This is a genomic window from Psychrobacillus sp. FSL K6-2843, from assembly GCF_038626375.1.
Taxonomy (GTDB): domain Bacteria; phylum Bacillota; class Bacilli; order Bacillales_A; family Planococcaceae; genus Psychrobacillus; species Psychrobacillus faecigallinarum.
In genome coordinates, this window is the sequence record NZ_CP152021.1 from 3,758,574 (window position 1) to 3,774,405 (window position 15,832).

General features: G+C 36.0%; 23 protein-coding genes, 1 pseudogene and 1 riboswitch. Of the genes and pseudogenes, 5 read left to right on the top strand and 19 right to left on the bottom strand.

Features of this window, described 5'->3' with window-relative positions; genetic code table 11:
- Positions 1-62: 62 nt before the first annotated feature.
- The 8 genes from MKY94_RS19020 to MKY94_RS19055 form a co-directional block, all read right to left on the bottom strand.
- A complete protein-coding gene (locus tag MKY94_RS19020; protein ID WP_342577601.1) occupies positions 63-503 on the bottom strand; it encodes a hypothetical protein in 441 nt (146 codons plus the stop codon).
- A 205-nt stretch (positions 504-708) separates the two neighbouring features.
- Positions 709-1,425 carry a YebC/PmpR family DNA-binding transcriptional regulator gene (locus MKY94_RS19025; RefSeq protein WP_144539341.1) on the bottom strand — a complete coding sequence of 239 codons (717 nt, stop codon included), beginning with the start codon at positions 1,423-1,425 and terminating at the stop codon, positions 709-711.
- A 107-nt stretch (positions 1,426-1,532) separates the two neighbouring features.
- A complete protein-coding gene (locus tag MKY94_RS19030) occupies positions 1,533-1,964 on the bottom strand; it encodes a DUF1801 domain-containing protein (protein ID WP_342577602.1) in 432 nt (143 codons plus the stop codon).
- Between the two features lie 253 nt (positions 1,965-2,217).
- On the bottom strand, positions 2,218-2,652 hold the full coding sequence (locus MKY94_RS19035) for an HIT family protein (RefSeq protein ID WP_144539337.1): 435 nt from the start codon (positions 2,650-2,652) through the stop codon (positions 2,218-2,220).
- A gap of 12 nt (positions 2,653-2,664) precedes the next feature.
- Complete coding sequence (locus MKY94_RS19040) at positions 2,665-3,099, bottom strand: GNAT family N-acetyltransferase (RefSeq protein WP_342577603.1); 435 nt, start codon at positions 3,097-3,099, stop codon at positions 2,665-2,667.
- 12 nt (positions 3,100-3,111) lie between these two features.
- Entirely contained in the window at positions 3,112-3,588 is a 477-nt protein-coding gene (locus MKY94_RS19045) for a low molecular weight protein-tyrosine-phosphatase (RefSeq protein ID WP_342577605.1), read from the bottom strand.
- Positions 3,589-3,692: 104 nt separating this feature from the next.
- The gene (locus tag MKY94_RS19050; protein WP_342577606.1) at positions 3,693-4,100 is read right to left on the bottom strand and encodes a hypothetical protein; all 408 of its coding nucleotides are present in this window, start codon (positions 4,098-4,100) and stop codon (positions 3,693-3,695) included.
- Positions 4,084-4,308, bottom strand: a complete 225-nt coding sequence (locus MKY94_RS19055) for a helix-turn-helix transcriptional regulator (RefSeq protein ID WP_144539329.1) — start codon at positions 4,306-4,308, stop codon at positions 4,084-4,086. Before MKY94_RS19055 ends, MKY94_RS19050 begins: the two co-directional genes overlap by 17 nt.
- 152 nt (positions 4,309-4,460) lie before the next feature.
- Here MKY94_RS19055 and MKY94_RS19060 point away from each other — a divergent pair, with 152 nt between their 5' ends.
- Entirely contained in the window at positions 4,461-4,850 is a 390-nt protein-coding gene (locus tag MKY94_RS19060; RefSeq protein ID WP_144539327.1) for an NUDIX domain-containing protein, read from the top strand.
- 200 nt (positions 4,851-5,050) lie between these two features.
- Here the strand turns inward: MKY94_RS19060 and MKY94_RS19065 are convergent, their stop codons facing one another.
- From MKY94_RS19065 to MKY94_RS19080, 4 genes are all read right to left on the bottom strand, one after another.
- A complete protein-coding gene (locus tag MKY94_RS19065) occupies positions 5,051-5,188 on the bottom strand; it encodes a hypothetical protein (RefSeq protein ID WP_229653996.1) in 138 nt (45 codons plus the stop codon).
- Positions 5,189-5,401: 213 nt separating this feature from the next.
- A complete protein-coding gene (locus tag MKY94_RS19070) occupies positions 5,402-7,117 on the bottom strand; it encodes a GMC family oxidoreductase (protein WP_154312145.1) in 1,716 nt (571 codons plus the stop codon).
- Positions 7,118-7,145: 28 nt separating this feature from the next.
- The gene (locus tag MKY94_RS19075) at positions 7,146-7,925 is read right to left on the bottom strand and encodes a gluconate 2-dehydrogenase subunit 3 family protein (protein ID WP_154312144.1); all 780 of its coding nucleotides are present in this window, start codon (positions 7,923-7,925) and stop codon (positions 7,146-7,148) included.
- Positions 7,926-8,004: 79 nt separating this feature from the next.
- The gene (locus MKY94_RS19080) at positions 8,005-8,262 is read right to left on the bottom strand and encodes a hypothetical protein (RefSeq protein WP_144539321.1); all 258 of its coding nucleotides are present in this window, start codon (positions 8,260-8,262) and stop codon (positions 8,005-8,007) included.
- 470 nt (positions 8,263-8,732) lie between these two features.
- Between MKY94_RS19080 and tatA the strand changes: the two genes are divergently transcribed.
- Entirely contained in the window at positions 8,733-8,939 is a 207-nt protein-coding gene (tatA, locus tag MKY94_RS19085) for a twin-arginine translocase TatA/TatE family subunit (RefSeq protein WP_093536286.1), read from the top strand.
- 124 nt (positions 8,940-9,063) lie between these two features.
- Positions 9,064-9,384 (top strand): annotated as a pseudogene (locus MKY94_RS19090) (GyrI-like domain-containing protein).
- 78 nt (positions 9,385-9,462) lie between these two features.
- Here MKY94_RS19090 and MKY94_RS19095 read toward each other — a convergent pair.
- The 3 genes from MKY94_RS19095 to MKY94_RS19105 all read right to left on the bottom strand — a co-directional run bounded on the left by MKY94_RS19095 (position 9,463) and on the right by MKY94_RS19105 (position 11,312).
- Positions 9,463-9,708, bottom strand: a complete 246-nt coding sequence (locus MKY94_RS19095) for a DUF1700 domain-containing protein (protein ID WP_342577607.1) — start codon at positions 9,706-9,708, stop codon at positions 9,463-9,465.
- A 122-nt stretch (positions 9,709-9,830) separates the two neighbouring features.
- Entirely contained in the window at positions 9,831-10,769 is a 939-nt protein-coding gene (locus MKY94_RS19100; RefSeq protein WP_342577608.1) for an ABC transporter substrate-binding protein, read from the bottom strand.
- 3 nt (positions 10,770-10,772) lie between these two features.
- Positions 10,773-11,312, bottom strand: a complete 540-nt coding sequence (locus MKY94_RS19105; protein ID WP_342577610.1) for a hypothetical protein — start codon at positions 11,310-11,312, stop codon at positions 10,773-10,775.
- A gap of 170 nt (positions 11,313-11,482) precedes the next feature.
- A riboswitch (cobalamin riboswitch) is annotated at positions 11,483-11,674 on the bottom strand.
- Positions 11,675-11,809: 135 nt separating this feature from the next.
- Here MKY94_RS19105 and MKY94_RS19110 point away from each other — a divergent pair.
- Complete coding sequence (locus tag MKY94_RS19110) at positions 11,810-12,283, top strand: VanZ family protein (protein ID WP_191697534.1); 474 nt, start codon at positions 11,810-11,812, stop codon at positions 12,281-12,283.
- A 21-nt stretch (positions 12,284-12,304) separates the two neighbouring features.
- On the opposite strand, the gene MKY94_RS19115 is transcribed toward MKY94_RS19110, so the two are convergent.
- From MKY94_RS19115 to MKY94_RS19125, 3 genes are read right to left on the bottom strand one after another with little or no spacing between them, the layout of a single operon-like run.
- Complete coding sequence (locus MKY94_RS19115) at positions 12,305-12,706, bottom strand: spore germination protein GerW family protein (protein WP_144539311.1); 402 nt, start codon at positions 12,704-12,706, stop codon at positions 12,305-12,307.
- 13 nt (positions 12,707-12,719) lie between these two features.
- Positions 12,720-13,226, bottom strand: coding sequence for a GNAT family N-acetyltransferase (locus MKY94_RS19120; protein ID WP_342577611.1), 507 nt, complete (start codon positions 13,224-13,226; stop codon positions 12,720-12,722).
- Positions 13,227-13,228: 2 nt separating this feature from the next.
- Positions 13,229-14,026 (bottom strand): aminoglycoside adenylyltransferase domain-containing protein, encoded by a 798-nt coding sequence (locus MKY94_RS19125; protein WP_342577612.1) that lies wholly within the window; start codon positions 14,024-14,026, stop codon positions 13,229-13,231.
- A gap of 146 nt (positions 14,027-14,172) precedes the next feature.
- Between MKY94_RS19125 and MKY94_RS19130 the strand changes: the two genes are divergently transcribed.
- On the top strand, positions 14,173-15,021 hold the full coding sequence (locus MKY94_RS19130; protein ID WP_342577613.1) for a DegV family protein: 849 nt from the start codon (positions 14,173-14,175) through the stop codon (positions 15,019-15,021).
- A 23-nt stretch (positions 15,022-15,044) separates the two neighbouring features.
- On the opposite strand, the gene MKY94_RS19135 is transcribed toward MKY94_RS19130, so the two are convergent.
- Positions 15,045-15,791, bottom strand: coding sequence for a GNAT family protein (locus MKY94_RS19135; protein ID WP_342577614.1), 747 nt, complete (start codon positions 15,789-15,791; stop codon positions 15,045-15,047).
- Positions 15,792-15,832: the final 41 nt, after the last annotated feature.

The window sequence follows — 15,832 nt, forward strand, 5'->3', positions numbered from 1 at the left end:
ATTATATAAGGTTTTCCCCATTGCACTAGTCACCGTAATAGGTTCTGGTGTTTCTCCTTCATTTAATCGTTCTTCCTCTCCCTTACCGAAAAATACACTACAACTGTAAATACAGCTACAAATAAAATTCCAATTATAAAAAACGGTGAATCGGGATCCCAAAATGCATATCTGTTCCCCCCATAGGGACCTCCTCGCTCAGCCACTCTATAAATCCCTGAGGAAACTTCTACTGCAATTGCCTCCTTACTACTAACTTCCTTTACTTCATAATATTTAGTTCCTCTTGGGTAAGCATTAGAAAAATTCCCTGAGTAAGACCCTTCTAGATCGGAGTATTTTGTAACATGACCAATTTCCTTACCAATTTCATTGACCTCTTCATCTTGCAGAACATAAACATATCCATCCCATACTACGAAGGGATATGCCCAGTCAGCCATTGTTTTGATAGGGCTTGCTATGAATAAAATAACTAAACATGAAGCAAAAAAACTTCTCATCCTATTCCCCCTTTCTACATTTGACGCATCACAAAATAAACAGTTTCTTGAGTCCTAATTTATATATAAAAGTAGTGTTTATAATTCGCCTATAGCAATAAACTAACATCTATTATTCATGTTTTTTAAGTAGATAGATTACTTTCTACTCAAAAAAAAATCCCATCTACAGCTTCCTGTAAATGAGACTTTTACTTTCCTATATTTATGCTAAATCTACATTATGATAAACCTGCTGAACATCCTCTAAATCTTCAATAGCATCAATCATTTTTTCAAATTGGGCTTGTGCATCTGCATCTAACGCAATATCGTTTTGTGCAAGCATTGTTAGCTCAGAAATTGTAAATTCTTCAACTCCCGCAGCTCTTAAAGCTTCTTGCACCACATGGAATTGGTCAGGCTCAGCGTAAACGATGACTGCATCTTCTTCTTCTAAAATGTCACGAGCATCTACGTCTGCTTCCATCAGGATTTCCAACACCTCATCGGCAGTTTTGCCTTCTAAGCCTATAACTGCTGTTGCATCAAACATATAAGACACAGAACCACTAACTCCCATGTTGCCGCCATTTTTACCAAATGCAGCACGAACATCAGAAGCAGTACGGTTTACGTTATTTGTTAATGCATCTACAATAACCATTGATCCTCCTGGACCAAATCCTTCATAGCGAAGCTCATCATAGCTTTCCTCTGATCCACCTTTTGCTTTTTCAATCGCTTTATCAATAATATGCTTTGGCACACTGTAAGTTTTTGCACGCTCTAATACGACCTTTAAAGCTTGGTTAGAGACAGGATCTGGCTCACCTTGTCTTGCTGCAACATATATTTCACGACCAAATTTAGCATAGATACGGCTAGTATTAGCATCTTTAGAAGCTTTCTTTTCCTTAATATTATTCCACTTACGACCCATAAAAGTCCCACTCTCTTTCACATATTGTTTTCGTACTCTAGAATTCTACTGTGTTATTATACATTAGAACCAGTATAAGTAGCAAAAATAAATACATTAACTTCCATTCAATTCTCGCTCGGATACAATTTTTGTAAAAAAATGATAGATTGAGAAATTATTTCTTTAAGAACTTCTATATTGATATCCTCTACTTTATTGATATAAACACATGCCTTACCTGAAGTATGTTTTCCTAATCTACTTAACAATTCCGCGCGATCTGAATCTCCGGTAGCAAAATACAAGCTAATCTTTGCCTTTCTTGGTGAAAACCCAACAAGAGGAGCATCCCCTTTATGACCGGAAGCATATTTGTAATGGTAAGAACCAAATCCAATAATACTTTGCCCCCACATTTTCGCTTGATAGCCAGTAGATTCTTCAAAAATCTCTAGAAGTTTATATGCATCCTCCCTTTTCTTTAAGCTATCGACTCCTTCTATAAACTCTGCCACATCCTGATCAGTCTCTAAGGTCTTCTGTTTATATTTAGACATTTAAACTCTCCCTTATATCAAGTTAGAAAAAAAGCCTCTCCATGATTGGACAAGACTCTTTCCTTATTTCTGTTTATCATTAGATTTTATTGTGGAGTATAATCCCACGTTATAGCTAGATATCTAAAGTTCAGTTCTCATAAAAAGCAGGAACAAGAGGGGGGGATTTCCGCTTTAGTCGAACGCTTTCCGCGGGGAGAGCGATAAGCCATCCCGCGGGAGTCGCTAACCTGCCACTCCAATCATAAGTTGGTTATCCTTCTTCTATAATGTTACGAACTGCATTCCTTAAGTTTATTGTAACAGTTTGCAAGCTTTCTAGATTATTTCGTTCGAAAGGTTGCTCTTGATAGAACTCTGCAAACTGTTGTCCCTCATATCTAGGGACAACGTGCATATGATAATGAGTCAATTCACTAAACACTCCACCATTTTGGCAAATCGTAATCCCATCTGGTGTGTATAATTGTTTAATTGCCTTGGAGATAAGTCGGGAAGCATCCATTATAGAATAGGCGACCTCTACATCTAAGTCATCCACATCCTCATAATGTCTTTTTGGAAGTATAAGTACGTGCCCATTATTAAAAGGTTCATGATCTAGAAAACATGTGATATGGTCATTTTCAAAAATAACGAAAACATTTTGTTCCTTATTAGCTAACATACAACCTAAGCATTCAGTCATTTAAAATCCTCCCTATAGCATTTTTTCTAACACGATTTTATGCTTCCCCTTATTACTAGTGAAAGTTTCCTTTATATCAAAGCCAAACTTTATATTTAAGATAAGCATCTCTCTTTTTTCATTGCGCGAAATAGTACGAGCCTTTGTATAACCCATGGATTTTACTAGATCATGCTGTCTACTCATCAGCTCTTTTGCTATCCCTCTTCCTCGGTAGTCCTTGTGAACCCCACCAAGCCAGCTATAGAATGTACGATTTCCGTAATCATATCCAATTTTAAATCCAATTACTCGTTCATGATCTTTTGCTACGAATACTATCAAATTACTTTTTTCTTTCAACTTTTCAGTTTCCAACTCGGAACCCTCGAATACATGCTTATGAAGCTCCAAGACTCCTGAAAGTGTTTGAGTATCTGGAACACCTTGAAAATACATATAATCCATTCCAATTTCCTCCTATGATTGAAGCAGCTCTTTATGATCACTTTTTACTTTGTTTAGTAGTGCTTCACAGCCTTCTATTACTAAATCGTAGGTTTCATGAAAATCACCTGTGAAATAAGGGTCTGGCACATCTTTTTTGTGAATGGTTAAATCTAAAAATCGAATAATTTTTGGATGATTCGGTTGACCAAGCATCTTACGTATATCTCTAATATTATTTTCATCCATCCCAACGATATAGTCAAATTCTTCAAAATCTTCCTCTTTAAGTTGGCGTCCAGCCATACCCTTCGTTGAAATGTTATATTCTTTTAGCTTAGCTATTGTCCCTTTATGTGGTGGATTTCCAATATGCCATCCACTTGTTGCCGCTGAATCTACTTGTATATATTGTTCTAATTTTTCATTTTGAATTAGATGCTTAAATACAGCCTCTGCCATAGGAGAACGACAAATGTTGCCAAGGCAGACAAACAAAACATTAACCATTTTTATCATCCTTTCTAAGCTTTCTGTTTTTGAAATACTTCAATTACTTTCTCTACATTTCTTCATACTTTTTTAATACCCGTTTAATTCACTTGCTAAATCAATCAGATTCTCTTTGTTATAAAAGCACCAATACCAATTAACATAAATAAAATCATCATGTAAACAATGAGCATTCCAGTTTCAATTGTCTCCACACCAATTGCAAATAAGATCAACAATATAACACCACTCCCAAACAGGACAAAATACAGGACAGTAGAGAAATAATTTTTCATCATTACAGCTGTACGCTCGTCCATATCAGGAATTTTGCCATTCTTTTTTTGACGTAACCATACAAATAGAAAAAAGCCTATAAAGCCCCCTAATGATCCAACTACCATCGGTAAAAACAGTCCCCAATCAAAAATGCCTTCCTCTTTACCTGCAATATACACCCCTAAAAAGGCACCAACAATGATACATCCACTAATAATTCCGTACAGTAAAATTCTATAGCTTTTTGTCATTTTCATCCCCCTCAAGATAAAATAATTCTTCTATGGGTACTTCAAAGTAACGCACTAGTTTAAGTGCCAGCTCTAAGCTGGGATTGTATTTATTGTTCTCAATCGCAGTAATCGTTTGTCGGGTAATTTGTAAATCACCAGCCATTTGTACCTGTGTGATTCCCTTTTTTAAACGTATCTCTCTTATATGATTAATGACCTTTGTCATCTGTTTCCTCCTTGCAACCAATGTAAATATATCTTTACATAAGGATAATCTAAAACTATATTTATGTAAAGAAACCTTTACATAAAATTTAAATAACTTATGAACGTCAATTATTGTTATAATTTTCAAAAAGGTACAGGAAGGGAGTTCAAATGAGAAATAGAGGAGCCACTATTATTTTAGAAAAGGATAGAGTTGCACTAATTAAAAGGACAAAACCACATACTACCTATTATGTATTTCCAGGTGGTGGTATTGAGACTGGGGAAACCCCTGAGGAAGCTGCTATTAGAGAGACATATGAGGAGATAGGCGTGCATGTTAAAATCCAACGTCTTTTAAAAGTATTACCCTATAGCGGAAAGCAATATTATTATTTAGCTGAAATTATAGGCGGTACCTTTGGTGCAGGTACTGGGGATGAATATAAAAACCCTTCTATAAAAAAAGGAAGCTATGAACCCATTTGGATCAACCTTAAGGACCTAACCTCGTTAGATGTTCGTCCTAAAGAAATAGTAGAAGCAATCTTGGCAGATTAAACAGTCCAAGGAAAGCACAAAAAGACAGGGGTATTTAACGTAAATATTTTAGGATAAATGAAAGGAGTGTTTAACCATTGGGATGGGTAGAATCTATTCAACAAGCAAAGTTATTCAACTATATATTTCTTAACTAAAAAAACACCCAATTATTTCAATTGGATGTTTTTGTATCATAGTTAGTATAAGAGGATAATCTTTTATCGTTTATCCTCAGCAATAATCATTTGTCCTGTAATAGGATGCTTAAACTGTACCTTGAATGCATGTATTTCATACGTTTTTGTAGGTGATTGCAGGGCATTCGGTTCATGATGAACAACCTGAAATTTACACAAAGATGGTAGAAGTATTTATAAAGACTGTGCAAGTTTCTTAGAAATCCAAAAGAGTAGTTGAAAATTTGAGGATGAATCCATATATTAAAAAACTGCTACCTTCTTTTGATGGAAAGAAGATAGCAGTTTTTAAGTTGTTGGCTAATTCTATGAATAGAAATTATTTGTTATAGTTAAGCAGATATTATTTGTTTATTTAGAAGCGTCTCGTTTTTAAACTAAAGATCCGCCAGTTTTTAAGTATTTTTCAATACCTTCTGCAGCGCGATATGCTAGTGCTCCAACTGTGCCAGTTGGGTTGTAACCTGAGTTTTGAGCAAAAGCACTTGCACCTGGTACAAATACGTTTTCACAATCCCACATTTGTAGATAGCTGTTTAAAGCACTTGTTTCTGGATCAGAGCCCATAATTACTCCACCAGTATTGTGAGTAGATTGGTAGTTACGAATATCGTAATCTCCGACTTCGCCACCATTAATTTTGATATCTTTTGCACCCATTTTTTTCATGATCTCAGCTGATTTTTCGCCCATAAATTTCATTAGTTGACGATCTTGATCTTTCCAATTAAACGTCATACGGAGTAATGGATCACCGAATGCATCTTTATAAGTTGGATCTAGATCGATGTAATTATCTTGCCAAGGAAGGGAAGCCCCTTGTGCTTTAACAATAAGAGCACGGTTTGCATTTGTAACAGAAGCGTCTTTAAATTCTTTCCCCCAAGTTGGAACGCCTGCTGGAACCTGATTGTTTGCAATAGGACGATCCCCTAATTGGGTAATTTGAATTGTCGCACCATGTAAGAAATCTAAGTCAGTGTGATCAAAGAAGTCTCCGTTGAAGTCATCAATTTGGGCTCCTAGAGATCCTGCACCACCGTATAAATTGAACTCTTCATCGAAGAAACCTACAGCAGTCCCCAGAATTGTTTGGTATGCATAGTTTCTACCAATGACTCCTGTACCAGTAACTGGATCATATGGACGGCCAAGTTGAGAGTTTAATAAAAGTTTAATATTATTCATTTGATAGGCTGATACTACAACTACATCTGCCTCTTGGATAAACTCTTCACCAGTACGTATATCTACGTATAATACGCCGGTAGCTTTTCCATTTGTGTGTAGAACTTTACGTACAACAGAATGAGTACGTACTTCGAAGTTACCAGTTTCTTTAGCTACAGGTAATACTGTAACTACTGGTGATGCTTTTGCTCCATATTCGCAACCAAAACGCTCACAAAAACCGCAATATTGACAAGCGCCACGAGAAATGCCATCTGGATTAGTATAAGATTGCGATAGATTGTTAGAAGGCAGATGGTATGGATGATATCCAAGATCTTTCGCTGCACTTTTGAATAATTTTATAGCAGGTGTTTCCAACATCGGCGGGTTAGGGTATTTTATTTGTGGAGAACCAGGTAGTGGATTCGCCTCACCGCTAATACCAGTCATAGCGTCAAATTTATCGAAGTATGGTTCTAACTCTTCGTATGTTATACCCCAGTCTTGAAGCATCATCCCTTTAGGGATTTTACCTTTTCCGTAACGTTTAACAGTTTCTGAATAGATCTCGAAATCGTATGGCAGGAAGCGGTAAGTTTGACCATTCCAATGCTCTCCTGAACCACCTGTTCCTTCTCCTATCAGGAAGCTACCCCATTCACGGTAAGGTAATGCTCGTTGTGTCATATTGTGACGGAATGTAATTGTTTCTTTAGAAAGATCTTGCATCATTTCTTTACGCTCTGCGTAACGTAGTTCATCGTGAGCCATAAAGTAATCTTCAGTTGAACGTTCTTTACCACGTTCGATACCTACTACTTTGTATCCTTTTTTTGTAAGTTCTGCTGCGATAATACCGCCTACCCAACCTACCCCTACTAAAACTATATCTGTTTTTGGTAATTTAGTTGCCAAAGTTGTTCACCCTTTCTATTGGTGTATATTAGTGTTGATGCTGAGAGTTTAAGCTCATAGGATCTATTTTCACGAATTCATCTTTTTCTAATACATTAGTATAACTCGATTGATGTCCAGGGAAATTCTTCATTTTCCAACCAGCCATATCTTTGTTACCGCCGTACATAGGGTCAGCATATACTCCTTCAATTGTTACTTTTCTAAGTAAAGAGAAGAAAAAGGATGAACTAACAGCTCCATTTAATTTAACTTTATCAGCTTCAAAATCTTTTAAGATTTCGATTTGTTGTTCTTCTGTTAAACTGGCGAATTTAGGTTTATCATCAGATTTCTTTGCAGCCTCTGCATTTAAAGCTGTAATTCCAAGATTAAACACTTGCTGACGATTCAAATGTGTTTGGTACCCTTGTTGTGGAACTGCTTCTGCTGGGAAGAAAGGACCGGTCATATATTCTTTTGAGTTCAGGCCAAAGCTCCCTGCTAGTTGGTGATCGATATAATATGCAACAAGTAATTCTTTCGCACCGGGTCCTACCTCAGTTTTAGGGAAAATTTGCTCTGCTGCAGCATCTATCGTATCAAATTGTGCTTTGTCAAAATACATCAGTGCCTGGTTGAAGTTAACCCCAGTAGCTGCTGAATGAACCCCAGTCTCGTTAGTTTTAGTTGTTGAGTCTTTACCTAGTAAAGAACCGAGTGCTCCACCTAGTACAACTCCACCAACTGTTAATCCAGAATTTTTGATAAAAGTACGTCTAGATGAACGTTTATCTAAGTATGGAGCCTTTTTTTCCTGTTCTGACATAATATAACCTCCAACGTAAATTAGTAAAAAATAGCTTAAATTGTTTATTCAGGTAAACAATGAGTCGAAAATATTCTGATTAATGAAAAACTGCATGCCAGTTATAAACTAATGAGAATAGGATAGTATAAACCAATAAAAATGAGATAAAGTATATATATTTTTTTCCAGTCCAGCAAAGAACAATAATAGCTAGTCCAATACTTGAACCTATTAACGCGAACCAAGGAAACTCATTATTATAGTAAAAGAGGCCAAGAGCTAAATCTGCTACTATAAATAAAGCGAAAATTACTTGATTCAACAGTTTTAATTCTTCTAAGTTATATTGCGTCACTTTTATTCTCCTTTAACATAGTTCACTCAACTATGAAAATGTAATTTTTATACATAACAAAACAACCGTTTAACAGTTTACTCCTTTTATTTCTTCAATACTACATATTTATTTCGGATTAGAAAATATAATTTTATTCTGAAAAAACATTAAATTCACATAAAAATTGCAAATTAATAGTAAAAACTCTTCTATATCGGTATAAAATAACTAGTGTTTTGTGGTTGAAAAACGCTAAAGGACTAGTTGTATAAACAAAGTTATAGAAAGTTATAGAAAGGAAAAAGAGAGTTTTATATCGAAGAGACTTTTCCAGCTCACACAATTTGATCATTATTAATACCAAAGTATTTACAAATTTAAACGTAGGAGTATAATGTGTTATTGATACAAAACAACCAATTTTTTTTAAGATTAACTACTATTGCAAAAACCACGTGAAAATATATAGAAACAGTATGGGAGAGATTATAATGCCAAATATTGGGATACCGGGTTTAATCATTATATTAATTATTGCTTTAATCGTGTTCGGTCCTAAAAAATTACCTCAATTGGGTAGAGCAGTTGGAGAGACGTTAAAAGAATTTAAAAACTCAACTAAAGATATAGTAGACGATGTTGCAGAAGAATTTAGAATAGAAGACAAAGAAACAGAAACTAAAAAAAATATCTAATGCAAAAAGCCACCTGTTTCTATAATTGGTGGCTTTTTGTATGTGTTAATATACGTTGCTAGATTAATCTATAAGAATCTATACAAGAGCTTGTTGTTTCATTATTTCTTTAAATAACGAAGAAATAAAAGGTGCTCTTGGTGTTTGTGTGATGGGAGAAAATTTTAAAGTCGACAGTATGATGGATTATTGGATAGGGGTCAGTTATATAGGCGACACACCAGAAAATCTGGAGACATTAGAAATACCAGCATCAAAGTGGGCAATCTTTGAGGTTCACGGAGCAATGCCCAATGCTATGCAAAATACATGGTAACAAATTTACTCAGAATGGTTTCCCTCTAACTCCTACAAACAGGCAGGAACACCAGAGATGGAAGTGTATACAGATGATGACCCATCTGATCCAAACTGTTGTTCAGAAATTTGGATTCCTGTAATATAAAAAAGTTGAACTAGTTCAGTTTACTAAACGATTGTAAATGAAATCGTGCTACGAAGGGTAACTAGCCTTTGTAGCATTTTATATATATGCGCCTTCATATTCCACTTCTGTTACAATCATTTCCTCGTCTGAGTAAGCCTTAAGTAATTCCCTTGCTATATACGATGGTGCTCCTAATGATTCAACTATTGCTTTCTCAGTTTGTCCCTCTCTTAACAAATCACAAAAATACTTTTGGAAATCTCTAACTATTGCTTGGCGTTCCTTTGTATTCAACATATAAAGCTCTTTTTCTAACGTCTCAATATAAATATTCGCTGTCATGTCTCTCTCTCCCTCGGTACTATTCATTAGATAGTACTATACCATAACACTATTATTCATTGCAAGGTACCGGTTTTAAAACAAAAGAAGTTGGTCTCCTCAAAACGAGACCAACTTCTACTTTATTCAAATATCTCTGGATAAACGGTTTTAGCTACTAGTTCTACAGCTTCACCAATTCGTGGTCCTGGGCGAGACATAATGTCCTGATCTAATTGGAAAATGGAGTTGTTTTGCACTGCCTCCAACTGATTCCAGCCTGAACGAGCCTTAATCTCACCAATTGGATCTTCTACATAATTTACGGTAGTCAAGATAATCGGAGGATTTTTCTTAATGACATCTTCCTCAGATAATTTAATCCATCCCTCTTGGTCTCCAAAAATATTTACAACTTTAGCTTTACTCAAAACTTCTTGTTGGAAAGTATTTTTTCCTGTTGTAAAAATTTCTGGAGATGGGCTTATTTCAAAGTAGACGTGTTTCTGATCGCTTACACCTGATACTTTGTCCTGAACACTTTGAATAGTAGTTTTAATAGAGTCAACAAGATCGGTTCCTTTATCCTCTACTCCCATTACTGCGGCCAACTGTTCAATATCTCCATAGACGTCTTCAAATGATAGCGCCGATTGAATGACAAAAACATCTAACCCCGCGTCTTCCAACACTTTAAGCTCTTCCTCAGATCCAGTTGTATAAGCAATCACAACATCTGGATTTATCTCTAAAATACGTTCTGCGTTGAACTTCATAGAATCGGAAACTCGTTCAATTTCTAGTGCCTCTTCTGGATAGGTATCGTATTCTGTAGCTCCAACAATTTTATCTCCTACACCAAGGGCAAACAGGATTTCTGTGTTACTTGGTTGTAGAGACACAATCGTTTCCGGAACTTCTTCGAATGTAACTTCTTTCCCCATATCATCCGTTACAGTATATTCTTTTACTTCTTGTACAGAATCTGTTTCAACAGCTGTATTTTTTTCAGCCTCTTGGCAGCCTACAAGTAAGATAGAAAGTATTAGTACCGCTAACCAATTCCTTAATTGTTTATTCATTTGTTAATCCTCCACTTTTTTCTTATTTCTCATCGGATATGATTTACTGACAAATTGAATCTCTTCTACTCCATGATGCTTATTTACATATACCGCCATTGCAAACAATACATTTGCTAATAGCTGTGTGTAATCAAACAAAATCTCTGGTACTTCTCTTTCTAATGAAACTTTATGTAAAGCCCTTACAGATTTTTTTGCTTCACTACGACACACGTGTAATTCACATGCAGCTGTTGAGCCTTGTGGAAGTACGAATATATCTACTCTTCCTTCCACTTCACTTACGTAGAAATCATACATATCACTTAGAATTTGTAAATCCTCTTCATTGATTGCTAGCTTCCCTCTAACAGAACCATTTACGTGATATGCCATCGGTGCCAGATACATTAAATCCTCGTAAACTCTTGGAATATCTTTTGTTAAAGATGCGGCCAATCCAATACGTGTGGTCAATGAGTCTGTTCGAATCTCAAAGTCTACTGTAGACGGCTTTTCTCTCATAAATGGATAACAAATATATCGCATGTCTTTTTTCAATGCTCTGCCCCCTTTCCAAGTTATTTGTGAATTTTCGGCAATACAATACTCAACTTCTTACAGCACAAAAAAACGCCACCCTAAAAAAGGGCGGCGCAATACCTATTTATCGTTAGAAATTTAATCGAAAATAGAAACGTGCCGTACAACCCCTTAACTTCCGAAGAGTATTTATACGTTCAAGAAAAGGCCGGTCTCCTGGCTCATGCATCATTTTACTCTAAGAACCTTCCCATTGGCTTTTAGCCAACAGTGGTATTTTTCTTATTTCATCAGCATTTACAGTTGCGGATACAGCTTCGGTTTTTCACCGAATTCCCTAATTAAGCTGACAAGTCAGCACCTTTTCCCTGCAAAAATTATTCACTTATCGTAAGTGTACCATAGCCTTTCAATTGGTGATAGAAGCTTGTGAAACAACCAGCTTTTTACTCTTTTATTAGCTATAAAGTCTGCAATTATTTTGTTTCTCATTCAATTTATGCTACTGTTTTTATATGAAAAAATTTATTCCACTTTTACTTTTACTTGTCTTTGTATTTATAGCCTCCGGGCAGACTTCCGAGCAACAGTCTTTGGAGGCCGTGCTTAAAGAATGGCTTCCAAACAAGCCATTGGAGTCCTTTTTATCATTATTTCATATTCCTTATTGGGGATTCTATGTCTCTGTCGAGGAACGTGGCTACTATGCATTTGTCGAATTCTTAATAAGAAAAGGAGTCCACTTTTTTTATTTTGGTTTGATTAGTTTAGCTATTTATATTGCTTTGCCGAAGAGAAAGTATCGAAAACTTACTGCAATAATGATTACCTTTCTTCTAGCAGTCGCAGATGAATTCCATCAATCCTTTACGAGTGGACGATCTGCCCTTTTTCAGGATGTTCTATTAGATACAGGCGGGGCTATTTTTGTCATGCTTCTGCTAACGTTTGTTCAATGGTTGAAGCATAGAAAAAACGCTAACCTTTAGAAGGAAGCGTTCTTTCCCTATCTATTTACATCTTTTTCTCAACAAGAAAACAATCCCTAGCGTGACTACTGAAAAAACAGTAAGTATTTGATTAAACGGAAGGACAGGCTTGAATTTAACTTCCTCCGCAGTGATTTCATATACTCCAACCGGTTTTATCGAAAAGGCACCACCGCCTCCTTCTCCTTGACCTGTAGAATTTTCTTCATCGGAAATCGTGTCACCTCCACCTCCGCCTCCACCTACAAAATAATTAACTTTGGCAACAGGTAAGATCCTTTTGTTCTCCAATACAATTGGTTCTCCGTATATAAGAGACACATCTTTTTCTCTGGAAAACTTTTCGAAAATGGAACGGACTGGGGATTGAAACAATGGTAGCTTTCCCCCTTGTTTTTCTAAGTTACTTGATTTTTCCTCCATTAAATTATCTCCTTTAATTTAGAATAAGTGTCATGTGATGTTCTTCGTAATAGACGTCTCTATCCTTTAAAGCCATTTCTTCTACTCCAAATACCTTAAAACCTAATTGTAAATATAAATTTTTTGCGGATTCATTATTCGACACAACAGATAGATTAATCTTTTCTATTTCATTAGTTTCTCTTGCCTGGTTAATGGCTCGCTCCATTAGGGCCTTTCCTACACCTTTTCTTCTTCCCTTTGAGCTTACATACATTGCAAAAATATTTGCTCTATGCTTCATTTTTAAGGAACTCTCTTGTGCTAGAGTAACCATACCAATTAATTTATCTTCTTCAAACGCACCGAACGTGTAATTGCCATTTACCTCAAAATTACCTTTTACTCGTTCAATTGGATTTTCTCTTTGAAGAGCCTCTTCATAGCTTGTTCCAAATGCTTCTGGACTGTTTTGCAGAGCCTCTAGCCTTAGTTCCCAATAAGCAATGGCATCTACATCTGTTAATCTTCTAATATCCATTCCTAAACCTCCAAAAAATAACCTTCATTACATATTTCGTGTGTGTATAATATAAAATCTTTGCAGGTTTCTGCACGAGAGCTTTCTGTGTCGAATAGTGAGGGGAGCTGCTCTGATGACCGAATCCTCATCCCTTCTTTTAGTAAAGTATGCCATCGAAAAGGTAATATAACTAATCCCTTTTCTAGTGCTTCTTTTTTTGAAATGATTTGTTGGAACTTTAGAGAATAAAGAATTCTACAAATAGTAGTTGTAACAAACTCCACCATATCATCAGGCACTGAATTAGGTATTTCTTTTGATTTCTTATACCAATATTCGTTGATGTTATATTTTAACGTTCCTAAGACATCCTCCCATTTAGTAGAAATGTTTAACTCATGAATTGGTCTTCCTTGTAATGCAATCCCATGTTTCTTTAAAATCCACCAAGTAACATGATTGATATCCCAATGGCCAACTTTTACTTCACCATCTGAGCAATAAGGATACGGCAGGAGAATATCATTTGTTTTACCCAGGTCAGCTGTTTGAATATACATTCCATCCATCCGAGCCCCTAATTTCTCTTTAGATATTTGAAAATGGATCTCTTTTATAATTTCTACTTCTTGTTCATTTGCCGATCTTTTTAATAAAACGATAAAGTCTACATCACTCTTCTTTTCATCAAAAGCTCCTAACGCAATAGAACCATACATATAAACACCTTCAATAAAGGCACTTGGTAAGGAGGCATTTAATGCCTGTAAATATTTTTGCATTATGTCATGAACAGGATGCGGCAATACATATCCCACTGTTGTTTCCTCCTTCTAAATATGTTCAAAATATGTCCCAGGTTCCGAAATTTCGACAAAACATGACAAGTAACACTATTCCAATAAATAAGACTAGGTTACATTAGCGCTAACAAATTAATTTTTAGTGAGGAGATTATCAAACTGTGAATAAAAAAGTTGCTTGGATAACTGATACTGCTGCTTTATTGGAACAATCATTTATAGAAAAACATAATATACATGTCTTGCCATTAAATATTGTTTTTGAAGAGGGTGCATTCAAAGAAACAATTGATATGACACACGATGAATTCTACGACAAATTAAGAACCGCCAAAGTTCATCCTAAAACATCTCAGCCTCCGATTGGTGAGATGGTACAATTGTATAAAGACTTGAAAGCACAAGGATACGAATGTGCTATTGCTGTCCACACTTCCAGTGAGTTGTCAGGAACCTACAACAGTTCACAAACCGCCTCTAAAATGGCAAATTTTAAAGTGTATTCAATAGACTCTAAGATAGGCTCTTATCCGATGGTCAAAATGCTCGAAGTCGGAAAAAGCATGGTAGAGGCAGGCCATGACGTAGCGGAAGTCGTGAATCATATTGAAAACATGACATTAAACTCCGAATTGTCCTTTATTCCATCTAGCTTAACTCAGCTCCATAAAAGTGGCCGTGTATCTGGCACTAAAGCCTTTCTGAGTAATCTATTAAATATAAAAGTGGTCATTTCCTTTGATAACGGAAAAGTTGTTATGAAAGCAAAAGTACGTGCTGATAAAAGAGCTAAGAATTATGTAATGGACTTACTTCGAAATGATATGAAAAAAGCTGAAATTCCAGAAGTCGCCGTGATTAATTGCAACAATTTGAAAGATGCTAAAACCTGGAGAGAAGAAATTCTGCAGGAATTCCCTAAGCTAAAGGTAATTGTTATCCCATTGAGCGCCTGTGTAGGAGTTCACGCAGGGGAAGGTACAACTGGACTAAGCTGGGTAAAATATTAATATATAAAGTGGAGGGTTTGCTGCTATTTCGCAAACTCTTCTTTTAATAAGGAGCAAATAGCAGCATCACAAAAACGGCCTTTTTCAAATGCTGATTTTCTTAATGTTCCCTCGTACACAAATCCTGCCTTTTCTAAAGTTCTTCTCGAAGCAATATTCTCCGGGTCATATAGTGCTTCAATTCTATGCAGATCCATTTTTTCAAAACCATGTTTTAAAATTGGCTCTAAAACCTCTGTCATTACTCCAGCTCTCCAAAACTCTGGCGTAACCTCAAAACCGATTTCCGCCTTAAAATGTTCTTTTTCCCAATTATGATAGCCGCAGCTTCCTATAATCTTATTGTCTTTCTTAGTTGCTATTCCCCAACGTAACCCCTCATTTTTATGGTACCTTTTTTGCCAGTTATCAATTATTTTTCTTGCTTCGCTAATATCCTTCAAGACATCTAAATCATAATATTTCATGACCTCGTCCTGTGAAAAATAATGGAATACCTCTGTCGCATCGTTTGCTTCTATTTGGCGCAATAAAAATCGTTCTGTTTCCATCCTCGGAAACCTCTTCTTACGTAGATCATAGCCCAATAATATAAAGAATTGAGCAATCGCAAGAATTCCTACTAATGCGCTAACAAAGATGCTAATCCAAACATGTGCAGAAAATTTCACATCGCCTAGAGGCCCTACTTTTGGCTGATACATGTCGTATACACCATAAATATTACCTCCTAATAAAACAATTCCTGCAAACAATACAAGCCATTTCATCTTGCTATACCCCCTCTTTAGCATTTATTCGAGATAGAAGC

What these genes read in the sequence shown, in the direction of transcription:
- MKY94_RS19120 (WP_342577611.1), bottom strand. Translation starts at nt 13,226, where the DNA reads ATGGATATTAGAAGATTAACAGATGTAGATGCCATTGCTTATTGGGAA.
- MKY94_RS19110 (WP_191697534.1), top strand. Translation starts at nt 11,810, where the DNA reads ATGAAAAAATTTATTCCACTTTTACTTTTACTTGTCTTTGTATTTATA.
- MKY94_RS19135 (WP_342577614.1), bottom strand. Translation starts at nt 15,791, where the DNA reads ATGAAATGGCTTGTATTGTTTGCAGGAATTGTTTTATTAGGAGGTAAT.
- MKY94_RS19100 (WP_342577608.1), bottom strand. Translation starts at nt 10,769, where the DNA reads ATGAATAAACAATTAAGGAATTGGTTAGCGGTACTAATACTTTCTATC.
- MKY94_RS19075 (WP_154312144.1), bottom strand. Translation starts at nt 7,925, where the DNA reads ATGTCAGAACAGGAAAAAAAGGCTCCATACTTAGATAAACGTTCATCT.
- MKY94_RS19095 (WP_342577607.1), bottom strand. Translation starts at nt 9,708, where the DNA reads ATGACAGCGAATATTTATATTGAGACGTTAGAAAAAGAGCTTTATATG.
- MKY94_RS19115 (WP_144539311.1), bottom strand. Translation starts at nt 12,706, where the DNA reads ATGGAGGAAAAATCAAGTAACTTAGAAAAACAAGGGGGAAAGCTACCA.
- MKY94_RS19055 (WP_144539329.1), bottom strand. Translation starts at nt 4,308, where the DNA reads ATGACAAAGGTCATTAATCATATAAGAGAGATACGTTTAAAAAAGGGA.
- MKY94_RS19045 (WP_342577605.1), bottom strand. Translation starts at nt 3,588, where the DNA reads ATGGTTAATGTTTTGTTTGTCTGCCTTGGCAACATTTGTCGTTCTCCT.
- MKY94_RS19020 (WP_342577601.1), bottom strand. Translation starts at nt 503, where the DNA reads ATGAGAAGTTTTTTTGCTTCATGTTTAGTTATTTTATTCATAGCAAGC.
- MKY94_RS19050 (WP_342577606.1), bottom strand. Translation starts at nt 4,100, where the DNA reads ATGACAAAAAGCTATAGAATTTTACTGTACGGAATTATTAGTGGATGT.
- MKY94_RS19040 (WP_342577603.1), bottom strand. Translation starts at nt 3,099, where the DNA reads ATGGATTATATGTATTTTCAAGGTGTTCCAGATACTCAAACACTTTCA.
- MKY94_RS19035 (WP_144539337.1), bottom strand. Translation starts at nt 2,652, where the DNA reads ATGACTGAATGCTTAGGTTGTATGTTAGCTAATAAGGAACAAAATGTT.
- MKY94_RS19060 (WP_144539327.1), top strand. Translation starts at nt 4,461, where the DNA reads ATGAGAAATAGAGGAGCCACTATTATTTTAGAAAAGGATAGAGTTGCA.
- MKY94_RS19025 (WP_144539341.1), bottom strand. Translation starts at nt 1,425, where the DNA reads ATGGGTCGTAAGTGGAATAATATTAAGGAAAAGAAAGCTTCTAAAGAT.
- MKY94_RS19030 (WP_342577602.1), bottom strand. Translation starts at nt 1,964, where the DNA reads ATGTCTAAATATAAACAGAAGACCTTAGAGACTGATCAGGATGTGGCA.